The 16,285-nt window shown below is 71.4% G+C and carries 14 protein-coding genes; 6 read left to right on the forward strand and 8 right to left on the reverse strand.

Translation table 11 applies throughout. The annotated features are described in order from the left end of the window. Positions 1-351: 351 nt before the first annotated feature. Positions 352-861: a winged helix family transcriptional regulator gene (locus BLV05_RS02705; protein ID WP_052762040.1), complete on the reverse strand. Its 510-nt coding sequence runs from the start codon at positions 859-861 to the stop codon at positions 352-354. Positions 862-1,136: 275 nt separating this feature from the next. Between BLV05_RS02705 and BLV05_RS02710 the strand changes: the two genes are divergently transcribed. Then, positions 1,137-5,528, forward strand: coding sequence for a carboxypeptidase regulatory-like domain-containing protein (locus BLV05_RS02710; protein WP_197683513.1), 4,392 nt, complete (start codon positions 1,137-1,139; stop codon positions 5,526-5,528). A gap of 104 nt (positions 5,529-5,632) precedes the next feature. Here the strand turns inward: BLV05_RS02710 and purB are convergent, their stop codons facing one another. After that, positions 5,633-7,066: an adenylosuccinate lyase gene (purB, locus tag BLV05_RS02715; RefSeq protein WP_046766565.1), complete on the reverse strand. Its 1,434-nt coding sequence runs from the start codon at positions 7,064-7,066 to the stop codon at positions 5,633-5,635. 100 nt (positions 7,067-7,166) lie between these two features. Between purB and BLV05_RS36410 the strand changes: the two genes are divergently transcribed. Beyond that, positions 7,167-7,310 carry a GPGG-motif small membrane protein gene (locus tag BLV05_RS36410; RefSeq protein ID WP_169790486.1) on the forward strand — a complete coding sequence of 48 codons (144 nt, stop codon included), beginning with the start codon at positions 7,167-7,169 and terminating at the stop codon, positions 7,308-7,310. 36 nt (positions 7,311-7,346) lie between these two features. Here BLV05_RS36410 and BLV05_RS02720 read toward each other — a convergent pair whose 3' ends face one another. Continuing rightward, positions 7,347-7,961 carry a TetR/AcrR family transcriptional regulator gene (locus BLV05_RS02720; protein ID WP_046766564.1) on the reverse strand — a complete coding sequence of 205 codons (615 nt, stop codon included), beginning with the start codon at positions 7,959-7,961 and terminating at the stop codon, positions 7,347-7,349. A 71-nt stretch (positions 7,962-8,032) separates the two neighbouring features. Here BLV05_RS02720 and BLV05_RS02725 point away from each other — a divergent pair, with 71 nt between their 5' ends. The 4 genes from BLV05_RS02725 (at position 8,033) to BLV05_RS02740 (ending at position 10,486) form a co-directional block, all read left to right on the forward strand. Continuing rightward, complete coding sequence (locus BLV05_RS02725) at positions 8,033-8,755, forward strand: GAP family protein (RefSeq protein WP_052762038.1); 723 nt, start codon at positions 8,033-8,035, stop codon at positions 8,753-8,755. Between the two features lie 24 nt (positions 8,756-8,779). Beyond that, positions 8,780-8,935, forward strand: a complete 156-nt coding sequence (locus tag BLV05_RS02730) for a ribbon-helix-helix domain-containing protein (RefSeq protein WP_046766563.1) — start codon at positions 8,780-8,782, stop codon at positions 8,933-8,935. Next, positions 8,932-9,627: a glyoxalase/bleomycin resistance/dioxygenase family protein gene (locus BLV05_RS02735; RefSeq protein WP_046766562.1), complete on the forward strand. Its 696-nt coding sequence runs from the start codon at positions 8,932-8,934 to the stop codon at positions 9,625-9,627. Before BLV05_RS02730 ends, BLV05_RS02735 begins: the two co-directional genes overlap by 4 nt. A gap of 79 nt (positions 9,628-9,706) precedes the next feature. Beyond that, a complete protein-coding gene (locus BLV05_RS02740; protein ID WP_046766561.1) occupies positions 9,707-10,486 on the forward strand; it encodes an LLM class F420-dependent oxidoreductase in 780 nt (259 codons plus the stop codon). 22 nt (positions 10,487-10,508) lie between these two features. Here BLV05_RS02740 and folE read toward each other — a convergent pair whose 3' ends face one another. The 5 genes from folE to BLV05_RS02765 form a co-directional block, all read right to left on the reverse strand. Next, entirely contained in the window at positions 10,509-11,099 is a 591-nt protein-coding gene (gene folE, locus BLV05_RS02745; RefSeq protein WP_046766560.1) for a GTP cyclohydrolase I FolE, read from the reverse strand. Then, a complete protein-coding gene (gene ftsH / locus BLV05_RS02750) occupies positions 11,096-13,117 on the reverse strand; it encodes an ATP-dependent zinc metalloprotease FtsH (RefSeq protein ID WP_046766559.1) in 2,022 nt (673 codons plus the stop codon). Before ftsH ends, folE begins: the two co-directional genes overlap by 4 nt. A 215-nt stretch (positions 13,118-13,332) precedes the next feature. Beyond that, positions 13,333-13,884 carry a hypoxanthine phosphoribosyltransferase gene (gene hpt / locus BLV05_RS02755; RefSeq protein WP_046766558.1) on the reverse strand — a complete coding sequence of 184 codons (552 nt, stop codon included), beginning with the start codon at positions 13,882-13,884 and terminating at the stop codon, positions 13,333-13,335. A 146-nt stretch (positions 13,885-14,030) separates the two neighbouring features. Next, positions 14,031-15,113 carry a tRNA lysidine(34) synthetase TilS gene (tilS, locus tag BLV05_RS02760; RefSeq protein ID WP_046766557.1) on the reverse strand — a complete coding sequence of 361 codons (1,083 nt, stop codon included), beginning with the start codon at positions 15,111-15,113 and terminating at the stop codon, positions 14,031-14,033. A gap of 10 nt (positions 15,114-15,123) precedes the next feature. Continuing rightward, positions 15,124-16,230 carry a zinc-dependent metalloprotease gene (locus tag BLV05_RS02765; protein WP_046766556.1) on the reverse strand — a complete coding sequence of 369 codons (1,107 nt, stop codon included), beginning with the start codon at positions 16,228-16,230 and terminating at the stop codon, positions 15,124-15,126. Positions 16,231-16,285 lie beyond the last annotated feature (55 nt).

A 16,285-nucleotide genomic window follows, 5' to 3' on the forward strand; every position in this document is an offset into this window, starting at 1 on the left:
CTCGCGCGGCGGGATACTGGGGCGTGCCCAGGATACCCAGCCCGTCTGCCGGCCGGGCGAGACCGGCGGTAAGAGGGGGCCGGAGGCCTCCTCGACATCGTCGGTGCGAGACGCCCGGACGAGTGGCTGTGCAGGAGCTCGCCCGGCCGGCGACTCCAATGTTCGGCGCGTGTCGACGGGCAGGACCAGCTATCGCGCGGTCGACGGTGGTTCGGTCCGCGCCCTGCTCGGGCCGAACCACCGTCACCGCACCCAACCCATCACCGGCCACTGCGGCAGCCGGCCGCGGGACCCGATCCATCGCCGACCGCGGAGGTTCAAACAGCGGTGAGCTCCACGAGGGAAAGGGGGTCAGTCCGGGACGACCAGCCGGAAGCCGACGCCACGCACGGACACCACGCGCAGCTCCTCGACCACCAGCGCCAGCCGCCGCCGCAGCCGTTTCACGGCGGACACGACGGGGTCGGCGTCGCCCAAGTAGCGGGTCTTCCAGATCCGGGACATCAGCTCCTCGAACGTCCAGACCCGGCCGACCTCCGCCGCGAGCGTGGCCAGCAGGTCGAACTCCCGCGCGCTCAGCGCGATGTCGACGTCACCCCAGGTGACCAGCCGTGACACCAGGTCGACACGCAGACAGCCGCGCTCGATGACGCGGGTCTCGAGGTCCTCGACGCCGGCCGGGCTGTCGGGCACCCCGTCCTCGCCGACGAGCAGCCGCCGCGCCGCCTCCGTGTCGGGTGCGATCATCACGATCGCCCGCCGGTCGATCGCCTGCGCGATCGCGGTCGAGTCCTCCAGCGTCGTGCCGACGCAGATGACGAATGGCGTGATCGCTTCAATGTATGGCGCTGCGGACACCATGCACCAACTCCCTGCAAATCGCCCCACCGATTGCTTGGCAGCATGACAGGTTTCGCGACGGTTTGGTATGTCCAGCGGAATATTTCCGGTTAAATCCAGGGCATCCGGGAGTCAATCCCTCTGACACCGCCCGCCAACGGCCTCCGTCTTGCCCCGGAACCGACCTTGTCGCGCTAGCCGGACGTAGCGAGGATGGCGCCACCGCATTCCGGACAAGTGTGACACGGCCCCCGGTCACCTGCCTCCGCCGTGTCGCGCCCACACAGGAGGTCCCCGTGCAGCTTCCATCCCAGCGAAGGCGGCGATATCTCGCCGCCGTACTCTCGGTCTTCGCCTTGGTGTCGGCGGTCCTGGCCGCCACTCCGGCACAGGCCGATTTCGGCCGACCGGCCGAGCCCGCGTCGAAGATCGAGCCAGGGGTCTTCGACCCCGACGCCGTCAAGGACAGCGCGGACTTCTGGGTCCGGTTCAGCTCGTCCGCCCGGACGACGTCCGCGACGGCCATCGAGGACTGGACCGAACGTGGTCAGTTCGTGGTCGACCAGCTCAAGGCGACCGCCGACCAGTCGCAGGCCGCCGTCCGCAAGCTCCTCGACGAGCGCGGCATCGGCTACCAGGCCCACTGGATCACCAACGCGATCCTGGTCCAGGACGGCAGTCGCGCCCTGGCCGAGGAGCTCGCCGCGCTCGACGGCGTCGAGCAGATCCGGGCGCCGCGCACCTACGAGCTGCCTGAACCGGTCGACGCAAAGCCGTCCAGCGGCATGGGCACGAACGCGGTCGAGTGGGGCGTCGCGAACATCAACGCCGACGACGTCTGGTCACAGTTCGGCGTCCAGGGTGAGGGCGTCGTCGTCGCCAACATCGACAGCGGCGTCGACTACGACCACCCGGCGCTGGTCGGTCAGTACCGCGGCAACGAGGGCGGCAGCTTCGACCACAACTACAACTGGTTCGACGCCACCGGCTCCAGCGACACCCCGTTCGACGGCGCCGGCAACTCGCATGGCACCCACACGATGGGCACGATGGTCGGCGACGACGGTGCCGCCAACCAGATCGGCGTCGCGCCCGGCGCCACGTGGATCGCGGCGAACGGCTGCAACACCTGCTCCGACGCCGACCTCATCGAGTCCGGCGAGTGGATGCTCGAGCCGACCGACCTCAACGGCGACAACCCGGACGTGTCGATGCGGCCGCACATCGTCAACAACTCCTGGGGGTCGATCATCCCGTCGAACGACCCGTTCATGGAGGACATCCTCATCGAGTGGGCCGACTCCGGCATCTTCGGCGTCTGGTCCAACGGCAACAGCGGCAGCGCGTGCGAGACCAGCGGGTCGCCGGGCAGCCGGACCATCAACTACTCCGTCGGCGCCTACGACGTCAACAACAACATCGCCGGCTTCTCCGGCCGCGGTCCCGGCCAGGACGGCGAGATCAAGCCGAGCATCTCCGCGCCCGGCGTGAACGTCCGGTCGTCGGTCAATGGCGGCGGCTACGGCTCGCTCTCCGGCACCTCGATGGCGGCGCCGCACACGGCGGGCGCCATCGCGCTGCTCTGGTCGGCCGCGCCGGCGCTGGTCGGCGACATCGAAGGCACGCGGGCACTGCTGAACGACACCGCCATCGACGTCGAGAACCTCCAGTGCGGCGGCACGGCGGACGACAACAACGTCTGGGGTGAGGGCCGGCTCGACGCGCTCGCGCTCCTCGAGGCCGCCCCGACCGGCGAGACCGGCACGCTGTCCGGCACCGTCACCGCGGCCGGCGCCCCGGTCGACGGCGCCACCGTCACCGTCGCCGGCCCGATCGAGCGGGAGACCACCACCGCGGCCGACGGCACGTACTCGCTGGTGCTCACCGCCGGCGAGTACGACGTGACGGTGTCCGCGTTCGGCTACGAGACGGCGACGTCCACCGCCACCGTCACCGCGGACGGCACGACGACGCACGACGTCCCCCTCGAGCCGGCCACCAGCCACCCCGTCACCGGTACCGTCACCGACGCCCTCTCCGGGGCACCGGTCGCCGGCGCCACCGTCAGCATCGACGGCGCGCCCGTCGAGCCGGTCACGACCGGCGCCAACGGCACGTACGCGTTCGCCGCGGTCCCGGCCGGCTCGTACGAGCTGACCGCCGACGGCGGGCAGTGCACCACCGCGCTCACGCAGGCGCTGACGGTCAGCGGGCCGTCGACGCTGAACTTCGCCCTGCCGAAGCGCACGGACGGGTACGGCTACTTCTGCACCACCGGACCGTCGGACTACGTCGAGGGCACCGACCTGGTGGCCCTGACCGGGGACGAGTCGACGGCGACGGTCGCGCTGCCGTTCGACTTCCCGTTCTACGGCGACAGCTACGACACCGCGTACCTGTCCTCCAACGGGCACGTGAACTTCGTGGCGCCGGTCACCAACTACACCAACACCGCCCTGCCGAACGCGGCCGCGCCGAACGCGACGCTGGCGCCGTTCTGGGACGACCTGCACATCCAGGCCGGCGGCGGGGTCTACACCGGCGCCGTCGACGGCGGGTTCGTCATCGAGTACCGCAACATCTCGTTCTTCAACGTCGCGAACCTGCGGATCGACTTCAGCGTGACGCTGCACGAGGACGGGACCGTCACCTACGCCTACCGGAACCTCGACCCGGCCCAGGCGCGGGAGCTCGGCAACAGCGCCACCGTCGGCATCGAGAACGCCGCCGGCAACGACGCGCTGCAGTACTCGTTCAATGCGGCGGCGCTGTCCGACGACACCGCGATCACCTTCGCGCTGCCGCCGAACGGCTTCGTCACCGGCACCGTCACCGACGCCAACGACGACCTGCCGATCGACGGCGCCACCGTGGCCGCCGTCGCGCCCGACGGCACCGTCGTCCGTCAGACCAGCACGGACGCGAACGGCGACTACAGCATGCAGCTGTTCTTCGGCGCCTACACGGTGCAGGCGAGCAGCGGCGGCTACGAGACCGGCTCCGAGGACGTGCTGATCAACCAGGACGGCGAGGTCAACACCGTCGACTACGCGCTGCGCACCGGCATCGCCGTCGTCGAGTCCGACGAGCTGTCCTGGACGATCACCGAGGGGCAGACCCGCTCCGGCGAGGTGACCATCACCAACGCCGGCTCCGCGGACCTGGCCTGGGAGGCCAGCGAGGTCGACCGCGGCTCCGGCCGTCAGACGGCGCCGACCCCGGCGCTGATGGGCAGCTCGAAGGTGGACCCGAACGCCACCAACGCGCTCGGCACGTACTCGAAGGAGCAGCTGGCCGACCTGGCGGCGCGGGACATGGCGCCGACCGCGCCCGGTGACGTGCTGGCCGAGTGGGAGGCCGCGGGCGTCTCGGTCGCCTGGGGTGTCGGCTTCGACGGCGACGTCTGGGTGTCCGACCCCGACGCGATCACCAACCACCAGTACTCCGTCGAGGGCGAGCCGGGCGAGGTGTTCCCGGGCAACTGGGGCGGCGTCTGGAACGGCGACATGGCACTGGACGCCAGCAGTGGCGCGATGTGCCAGGTCAACGTCGGCGGCGACAACGCGATCCACTGCTTCGACACCGGCGACGGCACCGAGCAGTACGTCATCTCGGGTTCCCCGTGGAACGGGATCTCGCAGCGCGGCCTCGCCTACAACCCCGTCGACGACGTCTTCTACATCGGCGGCTGGAACGAGGGCATCATCTACACCGTCGCGGGCCAGTCCCACGCCGACCCGGGTGCCACCCTCGCCCAGTGCGAGACCGAGGACGTGTCCATCGCCGGCCTGGCCTACAACCCGACGGCCGACGTACTGTGGATGGTCAACAGCTCGCTGACCACGTTCATCTACCAGATCGACCCGTCGGACTGCGCCACGATCTCGACCATCGAGTTCCCGGAGCAGGGCTCGGGCCCGGGCGCCGGCCTGGAGATGAACGCCACGGGTGAGCTCTGGGCGACCAGCCAGCTCACGAACACGGCGTACCTCATCGACACCGGCGTCCCGAACGCCAGTGACGTGCCGTGGCTCACCGAGGACCCGTCCTCGGGGACGCTCGCTCCGGGTGAGTCGGTGACGGTGACCGTCACGGCCGACAGCACCGGCCTCGAGCCCAACCTGTACGAGGCCACGCTGACGATCGCGACCGACGCCGGCCGGGTGCCGAACCACCAGATCCCGGTCTCGCTGCTGGTGCCCGCCTACCAGGTGGGTGTCAACGCCGGCGGCGCGGCGTACACCGACGGTGACCAGGACGTATGGCGGGCGGACAAGCAGTACACCGCCGGCACCTGGGGCTGGGTCGGCCAGCGGGTCGAGGTCTCGTCGACGAACCGGGCGATCGGTGGCACCGACGACGACGCGCTGTTCCAGAACCGGCGGTCGGGCATCTTCAGCTACCGGTTCGACAACGTGCCGGCCGGCACCTATGAGGTGGAGCTCGGGTTCGCCGAGTTCCAGGCCAACATGTTGCCCGGACGCCGCGTCTTCGACGTCAGCGTCAACGGCGACTACGTCCTCGTCAACCACGACGTCGCCGCCGAGGTCCGTGGCCTCTGGGCCGACCAGCACACCATCGTCGTCGAGCACGACGGCGGGGCGCTGAACGTCCAGTTCCACGACCGCTTCGGCTACCAGCTGCCGATCGTCAACGCGCTGCGCGTGACCGACCGGCCCGACCTGTAGGAAGAGGTTGCTGTCCGGGGGCGGTGCCGTTCGCGGCGCCGCCCCCGGCGGCATGCCTGGTTTCGCGACGACTCCGCGCCGGGTTTCTGCTGCTCCAGCCCCCGCTACAGGATCGGGGACGGGGTGTAGGCGGCCGCCACCGGATGGGCGGCGGCGATCTCGTCCACCCTCGCCACGACGGCGCCGACCTGGGCGCGAGCGGCGCCGGTGAACTCAAGCGGCGCCCGGACCAGCGAGTCCAGGTGCGCCCGGTCCAGCCCGAGCCGCGGGTCGGCGGCCAGCCGCGAGAACAGCTCGTTCCGCGACGCACCCTGCTCACGCATGGACAGCGCGACGGCGACGGCGTGCTCCTTGATGACCTCGTGCGCCGTCTCGCGCCCGACGCCGGCCTTGACGGCGGCCATGAGGACCAACGTCGTCGCGAGGAAGGGCAGGTAGCGGTCGAGCTCACGGGCGATGACCGCGGGGTAGGCGCCGAACTCGTCGAGGACGGTGAGGAACGTCTCGAACAGGCCGTCCACCGCGAAGAAGGCGTCGGGCAGCGCGACCCGGCGCACGACCGAGCAGAACACGTCGCCCTCGTTCCACTGCGCGCCGGCCAGCTCCGCCGCCATGGACGCGTAGCCGCGGAGCACGACCGCGAGGCCGTTGACCCGCTCGCAGGAGCGGGTGTTCATCTTGTGCGGCATGGCGCTGGAGCCGACCTGGCCGGCCTTGAACCCCTCGGTGACCAGCTCCTGCCCGGCCATCAGCCGGATGGTGGTGGCCAGCGAGGACGGCCCCGCGGCCACCTGGACCAGCGCGGACACGACGTCGTGGTCGAGCGAGCGCGGGTAGACCTGGCCCACGCTGGTGAGCACCCGCTCGAACCCCAGGTGCGCGGCGATGCGCTGCTCCAGCGACGCGAGCCGGGCGTCGTCGCCGCCGAGGAGGTCGAGCATGTCCTGCGCGGTGCCGACCGGGCCCTTGATGCCGCGCAGCGGGTACCTCGCCAGCAGCTCCGACACCCGGTCGAACGCCGCGAGCGTCTCGTCGGCCGCCGACGCGAACCGCTTGCCCAGCGTCGTCGCCTGGGCGGGGACGTTGTGGCTGCGCCCGGCCATGACGGTCTCGGCGTGCTCGGCGGCCCGCGCGGCCAGCCGGACGAGGACGGCGACCATGCGGTCGCGGACGTGCTCGAGGGAGAGGCGGATCTGCAGCTGCTCGACGTTCTCGGTGAGGTCGCGGCTGGTCATGCCCTTGTGGACGTGCTCGTGGCCGGCCAGCGCGTTGAACTCCTCGATGCGCGCCTTGACGTCGTGGCGCGTCACCCGCTCGCGCGCGGCGATGGAGTCGAGGTCGACGTTCTCGAGCACCGCCTGGTACGCCTCGACCACACCGTCGGGGACGTCGACGCCGAGGTCGCGCTGAGCCTGCAGGACGGCAAGCCACAGCCGCCGCTCCAGGACGATCTTGTTCTGCTGCGACCACAGCCGGGCCAGCTCCGGCGAGGCGTAGCGGGCGGCGAGGACATCGGGGATCGAGGGCTTGTCGGGCACGACTCCATTGTCCCGCACGACGGCCCGCAGGTCGGCACCACCCGTTTGGAGATCGGTCGTTCGGGCACCAAACGGTCGGGAATGAGAAGAAGGAGGCACCATGGAATTCGTGCTCTGGATCCTGGCCGTGATCCTCGTGATCGCGGGCATCGTCTCGTTGGTCCGCGGCCAGATGCTGTGGGGCATCGTCCTGATCGTCGTCGGCCTGCTGGTCGGGCCTGGCGGCGTGAGCATCTTCACCTGACGCACGTACGCCGTGGCACGGCCGCGGCCGGCGCACTCAGCCGGCCGCGAGCCGTGGCACTTCCGCGAGGAACCTGCGCAGGACCGCCCGGATCCGCCCCGGCGGCATCCGGCCGGGCACGAACATCGCCTGGGTGGCCAGCCCGTCGACGAACACGTGCAGGTACTCCGCCCAGGTCTCCACCCGCGGGTCGACGTCCACCGGCTCACCCTCGAAGCCGGCCAGCGCGAACACCGCCTCGACGTAGAGGCGGCGCTGCCCGTCCCACGCCTCCTCGGCGCCGGCCAGCGGCTCCTGACGTGACCACTCCGTCACCGCGAGCCACAGCAGGAACTCCTCGCGCCGCGGCTCGTCGAGCGGGATCAGCTCCTCGACCAGCGTGGCGATCAGCTCCAGCAGCGGCAGCCGCGACCGCTCGGCCTCCAGCCGCTCGCGGATGCGCTGCCCCACCCGCTCGTTGACCACCGCCGCCACGAACTCGCGCAGCTCACGCTGGGTGGAGAAGTAGTAGCGCAGCGCCCCGGTCGACCAGCCGGCCTCGGCCGCCACCGTCCGCACGGACGCCCCCGCGGCGCCGTCACGCACCACCACTCGGAGCGCCGCCTCGGCCAGCTCGAGCCGGCGCTGCTCGTGGTCGACCACCTTCGGCATGGACTCTTTCTATCACGGATGTGCTAATTTATTTCGCACACCCGTGTTGCAACGTCCCGAAGGAGACCACCGTGGGGCTCGACGTCATCCTGCCGGTCTATGGCCTGGCCTTGCTCGACACCATGAGCCCGGCCACCATCGGCATCTCGATCTACCTGCTGCTGACCGCCGGTGCGCGGACGCCGCGGCTGCTGTTCAGCTACCTGGCCACGGTCGCGCTGTTCTACTTCGGCCTCGGCACCGCGCTGATGACCGGGCTCGGCGCACTCGTCGACTCGCTCGGCGACGCGGTGAACGGCCGGACCGCGTACCTGATCCAGGCCGGCATCGGCGCCGCCCTGTTCGTCGGCGCCTGGTTCGTGCCGACGAAGAAGAAGGACGCCGGCGACGGTGCCGGCGAAGGCGGCGGGGGCGGACGGCGGGAGCGGCGGGCCGGGCGGGCGCAGACGGTGCCGGCGATGGTCGGGCTCGGCGTCACCACCGGCCTGCTGGAGGCCGCGACGGCGCTGCCGTACCTCGCCGCGATCGGCCTGATGACGTCGAACGAGCTGAGCCCGGCGCAGTGGGCGCCGCTGCTGGCCGGCTACAACCTGATCATGGTGCTGCCGGGCGTGCTGCTGTTCCTGGTCTGGCGGGTGGCCGGCGAGCGCGTGCGGGCACGGTTCGAGCGGTTCCGCGACTGGCTGCAGGCCAACTCCGCCGAGACGCTGGGCTGGATCATGGGCATCGCCGGCGTCCTGCTGGTCCGCGACGCGGTCTACGTGCTGAACACCGAGTTCCAGCTCTTCGGCTGACGACCACGTGCTAGCATCCTAGCCATGGCCGACAAGGTGCAGTTCAACGTCTATCTGCCGCCCGACGTCGTCCGCGCCACGAAGCACCGCAGCATCGACGAGGAGCTGAGCCTGTCGGCGTTCGTCGAGAAGGTGCTCCGGCTGTACCTCGCCACCGCGGAGCAGGAGGATCCCCGATGACGCTGACCGTCCGCCCGGTGCGGCGCACCCCACATGCCGACGCGTGGGTCCGGGTCGTCGAGGCGCTCGGCGGCGTCGTCACCGGCCGCGACGGCGACCGCGTCGACCTCGCGCTGGGGCACGGCCGGGTCGCCGTCGTCCAGGCCGGCGAACCCGGCGCCGAGCTCGGCTTCGAGGCGCCCGACCTGCTCGCCGTGGCCGCCGAGTGCGAGCGCAACGGGCTGGCGACGGTGTCGGCCGGCGGGCGGCTGGAGGTCACCGGGCCTGACGGCCTGCGGGTACACGTCGACGAGCACCCACCGGTCATGCCGCCGCCCGGCGCCGACCCGGCGCTGTCCACGCTGCCGCTCTGGTACACGCCGGACGTCGCGGGCGCGGCCGGCGTGCTGAGCCGCCTCGGGCTGGCGCCACGCGTCGCGTCGCACCAGGGCGACTGGGTCGACTTCGTCGCGCCCGGCGGCGGGCTGGTGGCCGCGCACGGCACCGACCGGCCGAGCGTCCAGGTCTCGTTCGAGTACGACGGCGACGTCCGCCCGCTGGCGGCCCGGCTGACCGGCCACGACCTGACCGCGTCCGTCGTCGACGAGAACTACGGGCTCACGCTGCGGGTGCCCGACCCCGACGGCACGGGCGACATCTACGTCAACCAGGTCCAGACCGACCTGCACGGCTACCGCAAGGCGGGTAGTTAGGAATGACGCGGTGACGTGACGGGGTTGTTGCTGACGGCCGGAGCCCCGGCCGTCCCCCGATTCACGAACGAGGCCAGCGATGACCCGACCGATCCGCATCGGTGTCCAGATCCAGCCGCAGCACGCCGACTACCGGGAGATCCGCCGCGCCGCCGCGGAGGCCGAGGACGCCGGCGTCGACATCGTCTTCAACTGGGACCACTTCTTCCCGCTGCGCGGTGAGCCCGACGGCAAGCACTTCGAGTGCTGGACCATGCTCGGCGCCTGGGCGGAGCAGACGTCGCGCGTGGAGATCGGCGCGCTGGTGAGCAGCGTCGGCTACCGCAACCCCGAACTGCTGGCCGACATGGCCCGCACCGTCGACCACATCAGCGACGGCCGGCTGATCCTCGGCATCGGCGGCGGCTGGTTCCGGCGCGACTACGACGAGTACGGCTACGAGTTCGGCACCGCGGGCAGCCGGCTCGACGACCTCGGCGAGGCGCTGCCGCGGATCAAGAGCCGCTGGTCGGCGCTGAACCCGTCGCCCACCCGCGACATCCCGATCCTCATCGGCGGTGGCGGCGAGAAGAAGACGCTGCGCCACGTCGCCGAGCACGGGACCATCTGGCACGCCTTCGGCGACGCCGGCGTGCTGCGGCACAAGAGCGAGGTGCTGGACGGCTGGTGCGCGACCGTCGGCCGCGACCCGAACGAGATCGAGCGCTCGACGGCGGTCAGCGGCCGGCCCGGCGCGGCGGCCGAGCAGCTGGTCGAGCTGGGCATCACCCTGTTCACCATCAGCGCGTCCGGCCCGCCGTACGACCTCGGCTCGCTGAGCGAGTGGGTGGCCTGGCGCGACCGCGTCAACGCAGCCTGAGCCGGGCCTGCCTGAGCGGCCGTCAGCGGCCGATGATCAGGCTCATCGCCTCGGCGCGTGTGGTGGCGTCGCGCAGCTGGCCGCGGACGGCGCTGGTGACCGTCTTCGCTCCCGGCTTGCGCACGCCGCGCATCGTCATGCACAGGTGCTCGGCCTCGACGACGACGATGACGCCGGCCGGCTTGAGGAGGTCGACCAGGGAGTTCGCCACCTGAGAAGTGAGCCGCTCCTGCACCTGCGGCCGCTTGGCGAAGACGTCGACCAGCCGGGCCAGCTTGGACAGCCCGGCGATGCGCCCCGACGGTCCGGGGATGTAGCCGACGTGGGCGAAGCCGTAGAACGGGACCAGGTGGTGCTCGCACATCGAGGCCAGCTCGATGTCCTTGACCAGCACCATCTCCTCGTGGCCCAGCTCGAACGTCGTGGTCAGGACGTCAGCGGGGTCCTGGCGCAGGCCGTTGAACATCTCTTCGTACGCCCGGGCGACCCGCGCCGGGGTGTCGAGCAGGCCGTCGCGCTTGGGGTCCTCGCCGATCGCGACCAGCAGTTCGCGGACGGCCGCCTCCACCCGGGCGTGGTCGAACTGCCCGGGTGGAACCGGCTCTCGGCTCACCGCTCGACCGGGCCCTCGGGCGCCGGCATCGGCGGCAGCACCGGCGTCGGGTCGGGCGCGACGGTGATGGCCGCCTGCTCCTCGGCGTGGTGGCCGTTGGTCGAGACCTTGATCGGGAACGCCACCGGGCCGCGCTCGGACGGCTTGCGCGTGGCCGAGCCGGTCCAGGCCGGGCGGCGGCCGCGCTTGCGGATGTTCGCGAAGACCTCGGCGACCTCTTCCTTGTTCAACGTCTCGCGCTCGAGCAATGCGATGACGAGGTTGTCGAGCACCTCGCGGTTCTCGACCAGGATGTCGAACGCCTCCTGGTGCGCGGTCTCGATGAGCTTGCGCACCTCTTCGTCGACGACGCCCGCCACGTTCTCGGAGTAGTCGCGCTCGTGGCCCATGTCGCGGCCCAGGAACGGCTCGGACCGGTCGGAGCCGAACTTGATGGCGCCCAGCCGCTCCGTCATGCCGTACTGCGTGACCATGCGTCGGGCCAGCGTGCTGGCCTTGTCGATGTCGTTGGCCGCGCCCGTGGTGGGGTCGTGGAAGACGAGCTCCTCGGCCGCCCGGCCGCCCATCATGTAGGCGAGCTGGTCGAGCATCTCGTTGCGCGTGGTGGAGTACTTGTCCTCGTCGGGCAGCACCATGGTGTAGCCGAGGGCACCGCCGCGCGGCAGGATCGTCACCTTGTGCACCGGGTCGGTGTGGTGCAGCGCCGCGGCCACCAGCGCGTGCCCGCCCTCGTGGTAGGCGGTGATGCGCTTCTCGGCGTCCTTCATGAGGCGCGAGCTCTTCTGCGGGCCGGCGACCACGCGGTCGATGGCCTCGTCGAGCGCCTGCGGCGAGATCATCTTCTCGTTCTTGCGCGCGGTCAGCAGCGCTGCCTCGTTGAGCACGTTGGCGAGGTCGGCACCGGTGAAGCCCGGCGTCCGCCGCGCCACGGCGCGGAGGTCGGCGTCCTCGGTCAACGGCTTGCCTCGGGCGTGCACGCCCAGGATCTTCTCGCGGCCCTCGAGGTCGGGCGGCTCGACGGCGATCTGCCGGTCGAAGCGGCCCGGACGCAGCAGTGCGGGGTCGAGGATGTCAGGCCGGTTGGTGGCGGCGATCAGGATGACGTTGGTCTTGACGTCGAAGCCGTCCATCTCGACCAGCAGCTGGTTCAGCGTCTGCTCGCGCTCGTCGTGGCCACCGCCCATGCCCGCGCCACGGTGCCGCCCGACCGCGTCGATCTCGTCGACGAACACGATGGCCGGCGCGTTCTCCTTGGCCTCCTTGAACAGGTCGCGGACCCGGGAGGCGCCGACGCCGACGAACATCTCGACGAAGTCGGAACCGGAGATGGAGTAGAACGGCACCCCGGCCTCGCCGGCGACCGCGCGGGCCAGCAGCGTCTTGCCGGTACCGGGCGAGCCGTACAGCAGCACGCCCTTCGGGATCTTGGCGCCGACCGCCTGGAACTTGCCGGGCTCCTGGAGGAACTCCTTGATCTCCTGGAGCTCCTCGATGGCCTCGTTCGCGCCGGCGACGTCGGCGAACGTCGTCTTGGGCGCGTCCTTGCTGGCCAGCTTGGCGCGCGACTTGCCGAACTGCATGACCCGGCCGCCGCCGCCCTGCATCTGGGTCATGAAGAAGAAGATCAGGCCACCGAGGATCAGGAACGGCAGCAGCGTGCCGAGGATGCCCCACAGGATGCTCGGCTGCGGCACCTCGACGTTGTAGGACTCGAGCGAGGTGCCGTTGGCGTCGTGCAGCTCCTGCAGCGACTCCTGCAGCGCCAGGCCCTGGCCCTCGACATATTGCGCGACGATCTTGGTGTTGTCGGAGTCGGCCAGCGTGAGCTCGATCTCCTGTGTCTCACCACCGGTGATCTTCGCGGACTGGACGTTGCCGGCCTCGATCTCGGAGACGATGCGAGCGGTGTCGACTTCCTCCGCGCCGCCGGCACGGTCGAGCACACTGCTCAGCACAACGGCCGCGAGCACGAAGACGAGCAACCAGATGAGTGGTCGCGTGAATCGCTTGGCGTTCATGATGCGAGACCTGCTGGCCTCGTACCTCCTGTGATCAGCTGGCTTCAGCACACGCCGCGAACGCCCGGCATGTCCACCGAAGGTGTCGGATCGTCCGACGATACCTTGCGCGGGCCTGCGCGACCATTCCGGCAGGTCTGGTACATGCTGAGAACGTCGCAGGTGAGCCGCTGTGTTCCCGGTGGGCTCGACAACTCCGTCACATCGCTTGCACGTCAGCTGTAGACGTGCGGCGCCAGCGTACCGACGACCCGCAGGTTGCGGTACCGCTCGGCGTAGTCGAGGCCGTAGCCGACGACGAACGCGTTGGGGATGTCGTAGCCGACGTACTTGACGTCGACGGCGGTCTTGGCGGCCTCCGGCTTGCGCAGCAGCGTGCACACCTCGACCGACGCCGGCCCGCGCGAGCGCAGGTTCGACACCAGCCACGACAGCGTCAGCCCGGTGTCGATGATGTCCTCGACGACGAGCACGTGCCGGTCGGTGATGTCGGTGTCGAGGTCCTTGACGATGCGCACCACGCCGCTGGAGCGGGTGCCGGAGCCGTAGGACGAGATGGCCATCCAGTCCTGCTCGACGTGCCGCGACAGGTGCCGGCTGAGATCGGCCATCACCATGATCGCGCCCTTGAGCACGCCGACGAGCAGCAGGTCCTGGCCCTCGTAGTCGCGCTCGATGGCGGCGGCCAGCTCAGCCAGTTTTCCTTGGATCTCCTCCTCGGTCAGGAGGATCTTCTCGAGGTCGCCGTCGACGTGTTCTGGATCCACAACGGCAGCCTTTCACACGCGGGGCCTAGGGGTGTGGGGAGGCGGAGGTTGCTACGCAGGCTCCGCTTCGCGGCGGTGAAGCATGCCGCGCGCGCTCTTGACGCCTGCTCCGCATCCTCCGCCTCCCCACACCGCGCCGGCTCTGCTCACCGGCCGCCGTCTCCCTTGCTGGGGGCGATGTGCAAGCGGCCGTCGCGGCGGGTGGCGCGCAGACCGCCGGGGACATCGATGCCGGCCTGCCCGCGCCACGCCGTCACGAGCGCGTCGACGGCCGCGACGTGGGCGGCGGTCAGATCGGTGGGCGGGCTGCCGGCGGCGATCGCGGCCCGGCGCAGCACCCGCCAGCGCACCGCCCGCGGCAGCTCCGCCAACCCGGCGACGTCCAGCCCCGCACCCTCCGACTGTTGATCATGGAGAAGGTCGGCTTCCCGGCGCGCTGGGACCCGACCTTCTCCATGATCAACTCCGGAGTCGGGGGACGCGGGGGACGCGGGATCGGCGAGGGCGGCGAGGACGGCGGCGGCCTGGGCATCGAGGGCGTCGGCGTCGGCGCGGGCGAGGTCGGCGGTGCGGGCCAGCGCCTCGGCGACCCCGGGGCCGAGCTCGGCCTCGAGCACCGGCAGCACCCGATGCCTGACCCGGGCGCGCGCGTAGGCGGCGTCCTCATTGTGCGGGTCCTCCCACGGCGTCAGCCCGGCCGGCAGCGCCGCCCGCACGACGTCGCGGCGCAGGGCGAGCAGGGGCCGTCGCACCAGGCCCGATCGGTCCGCCATGCCGGACAGCGACCGCGGCCCGGACCCGCGGGCCAGCCCCAGCAGGACGGTCTCGGCCTGGTCGTCGAGCGTGTGCCCCAGCAGCACGGCCGCCGCGCCGACCCGGGCCGCCGACGCCGTCAGCGCCGCGTACCGGGCCGACCGCGCGTTGCCCTCCGGACCGTCCGGCCCGCGCGACGCGTCGAGGTGGACGGTGACGACGGGGTCCAGGCCCAGGCCGCCGCACAGCGCGGCGGCCGTCGACCGCGCACGCTGCGCCGAACCCGCCTGCAGTCCGTGGTCGATGCAGACCGCGCCGGCCCGCAGCCCGGCCCGCGCCGCCACCCACGCCGTCGCCGCGGCGAGGGACAGCGAGTCGGCGCCGCCGGAGCAGGCGACCAGCACCGTGGCGCCGTCCGGCAGATCCGCGAGCGCCGTGCGGACGGCCCGCCGGACGTCGAGGTGCGGGTGCCCCATGGGCGGAGCGTCAGTCGTGGCCGAGCGCCGGCTGGCCGTGCACCCGGCGCACCCAGGCGATCGGGTCGGCGATCTCGTCCTTGGTCGGCAGCGTGGCCGGCGACTCCCAGATGCGGTTGAAGCCGGCCATGCCGACCCGGTCGACGACGGCGTTCACGAACGCGGCGCCGTCGCGGTACTGGCGCATCTTGGCGTCGAGGCCGAGCAGCCGGCGGATCGTGCGGTCGAGCCCGACCGAGGAGTAGCGGCGGCGCTGGAACCGGCGCCGGATGGTCTCGACGGACGGGATGACGTCGGGGCCGACGCCGTCCATGACGACGTCGGCGTGGCCCTCGAGCAGCGACATGAACGCCGTCACGCGGTCGAGGACGGCCTTCTGCGCCGGGGTCTGGACGAGGTCGAGCACCGAGCCGGCGCCATCGGCGGACCGGGCGCTCTCGCCGAGTGCGCGGACGGCTTCGCGTGCCCGGGTCAGGAACGCGCCGGGGTCGACGTCGGTGGCCTCGACGAACGACTCGATCTCGCCGGCCAGGTGGTCGCGCAGCCACGGCACCGCGGTGAACTGCACCCGGTGCGTCTCTTCGTGCAGCGTGACCCACAGGCGGAAGTCGTGCGGGTCGACGCCCAGCTCGCGCTCGACGTGGACGATGTTGGGCGCGACGAGCAGCAGCCGGCCCTGCGCGCCGTCGTCGGGGCCGCCGAGCCGGCCGGACCAGAACGGGTCGAACTGGCCGAGCACCTTGCTGGCCAGGAACGCCAGCAGCGCGCCGGTCTGCAGCCCGGTGACCTTGGGGCCGACCCGCTGGAACGGGGTGCGCTCGCGGCCCTTCTGCAGCTTGCGCTGCAGCGGCGCGATGATCGTGCGCATGCTCTGAGCGTTGGCCCGGGCCCAGTTGCCGCGGTCGACGACCACCAGCGGCGCGTAGCCGAGCGAGGCGTCGAGGCCGGTGAAGCCCTTGACGTGCGCCTCGGCCTCGGCGGCGAGTCGGCGCAGCTCGGCCACCGCCTCGCGGGCCTCGGTGTCGGTGACGGCCGGGCCGGGACCGGCGAGTCGTTGCGCAGTCGCGACCGCGAGATCCCAGTCGACCATGTCGGGAGCGGCGTCAGCGGTCGTCATACCTCCACGCTACGTCACTGATCGCCAGGAGACGCCAATCACATGGAGTCGTCGG

The sequence above is a fragment of the Jiangella alkaliphila genome (assembly GCF_900105925.1).
GTDB lineage: Bacteria > Actinomycetota > Actinomycetes > Jiangellales > Jiangellaceae > Jiangella > Jiangella alkaliphila.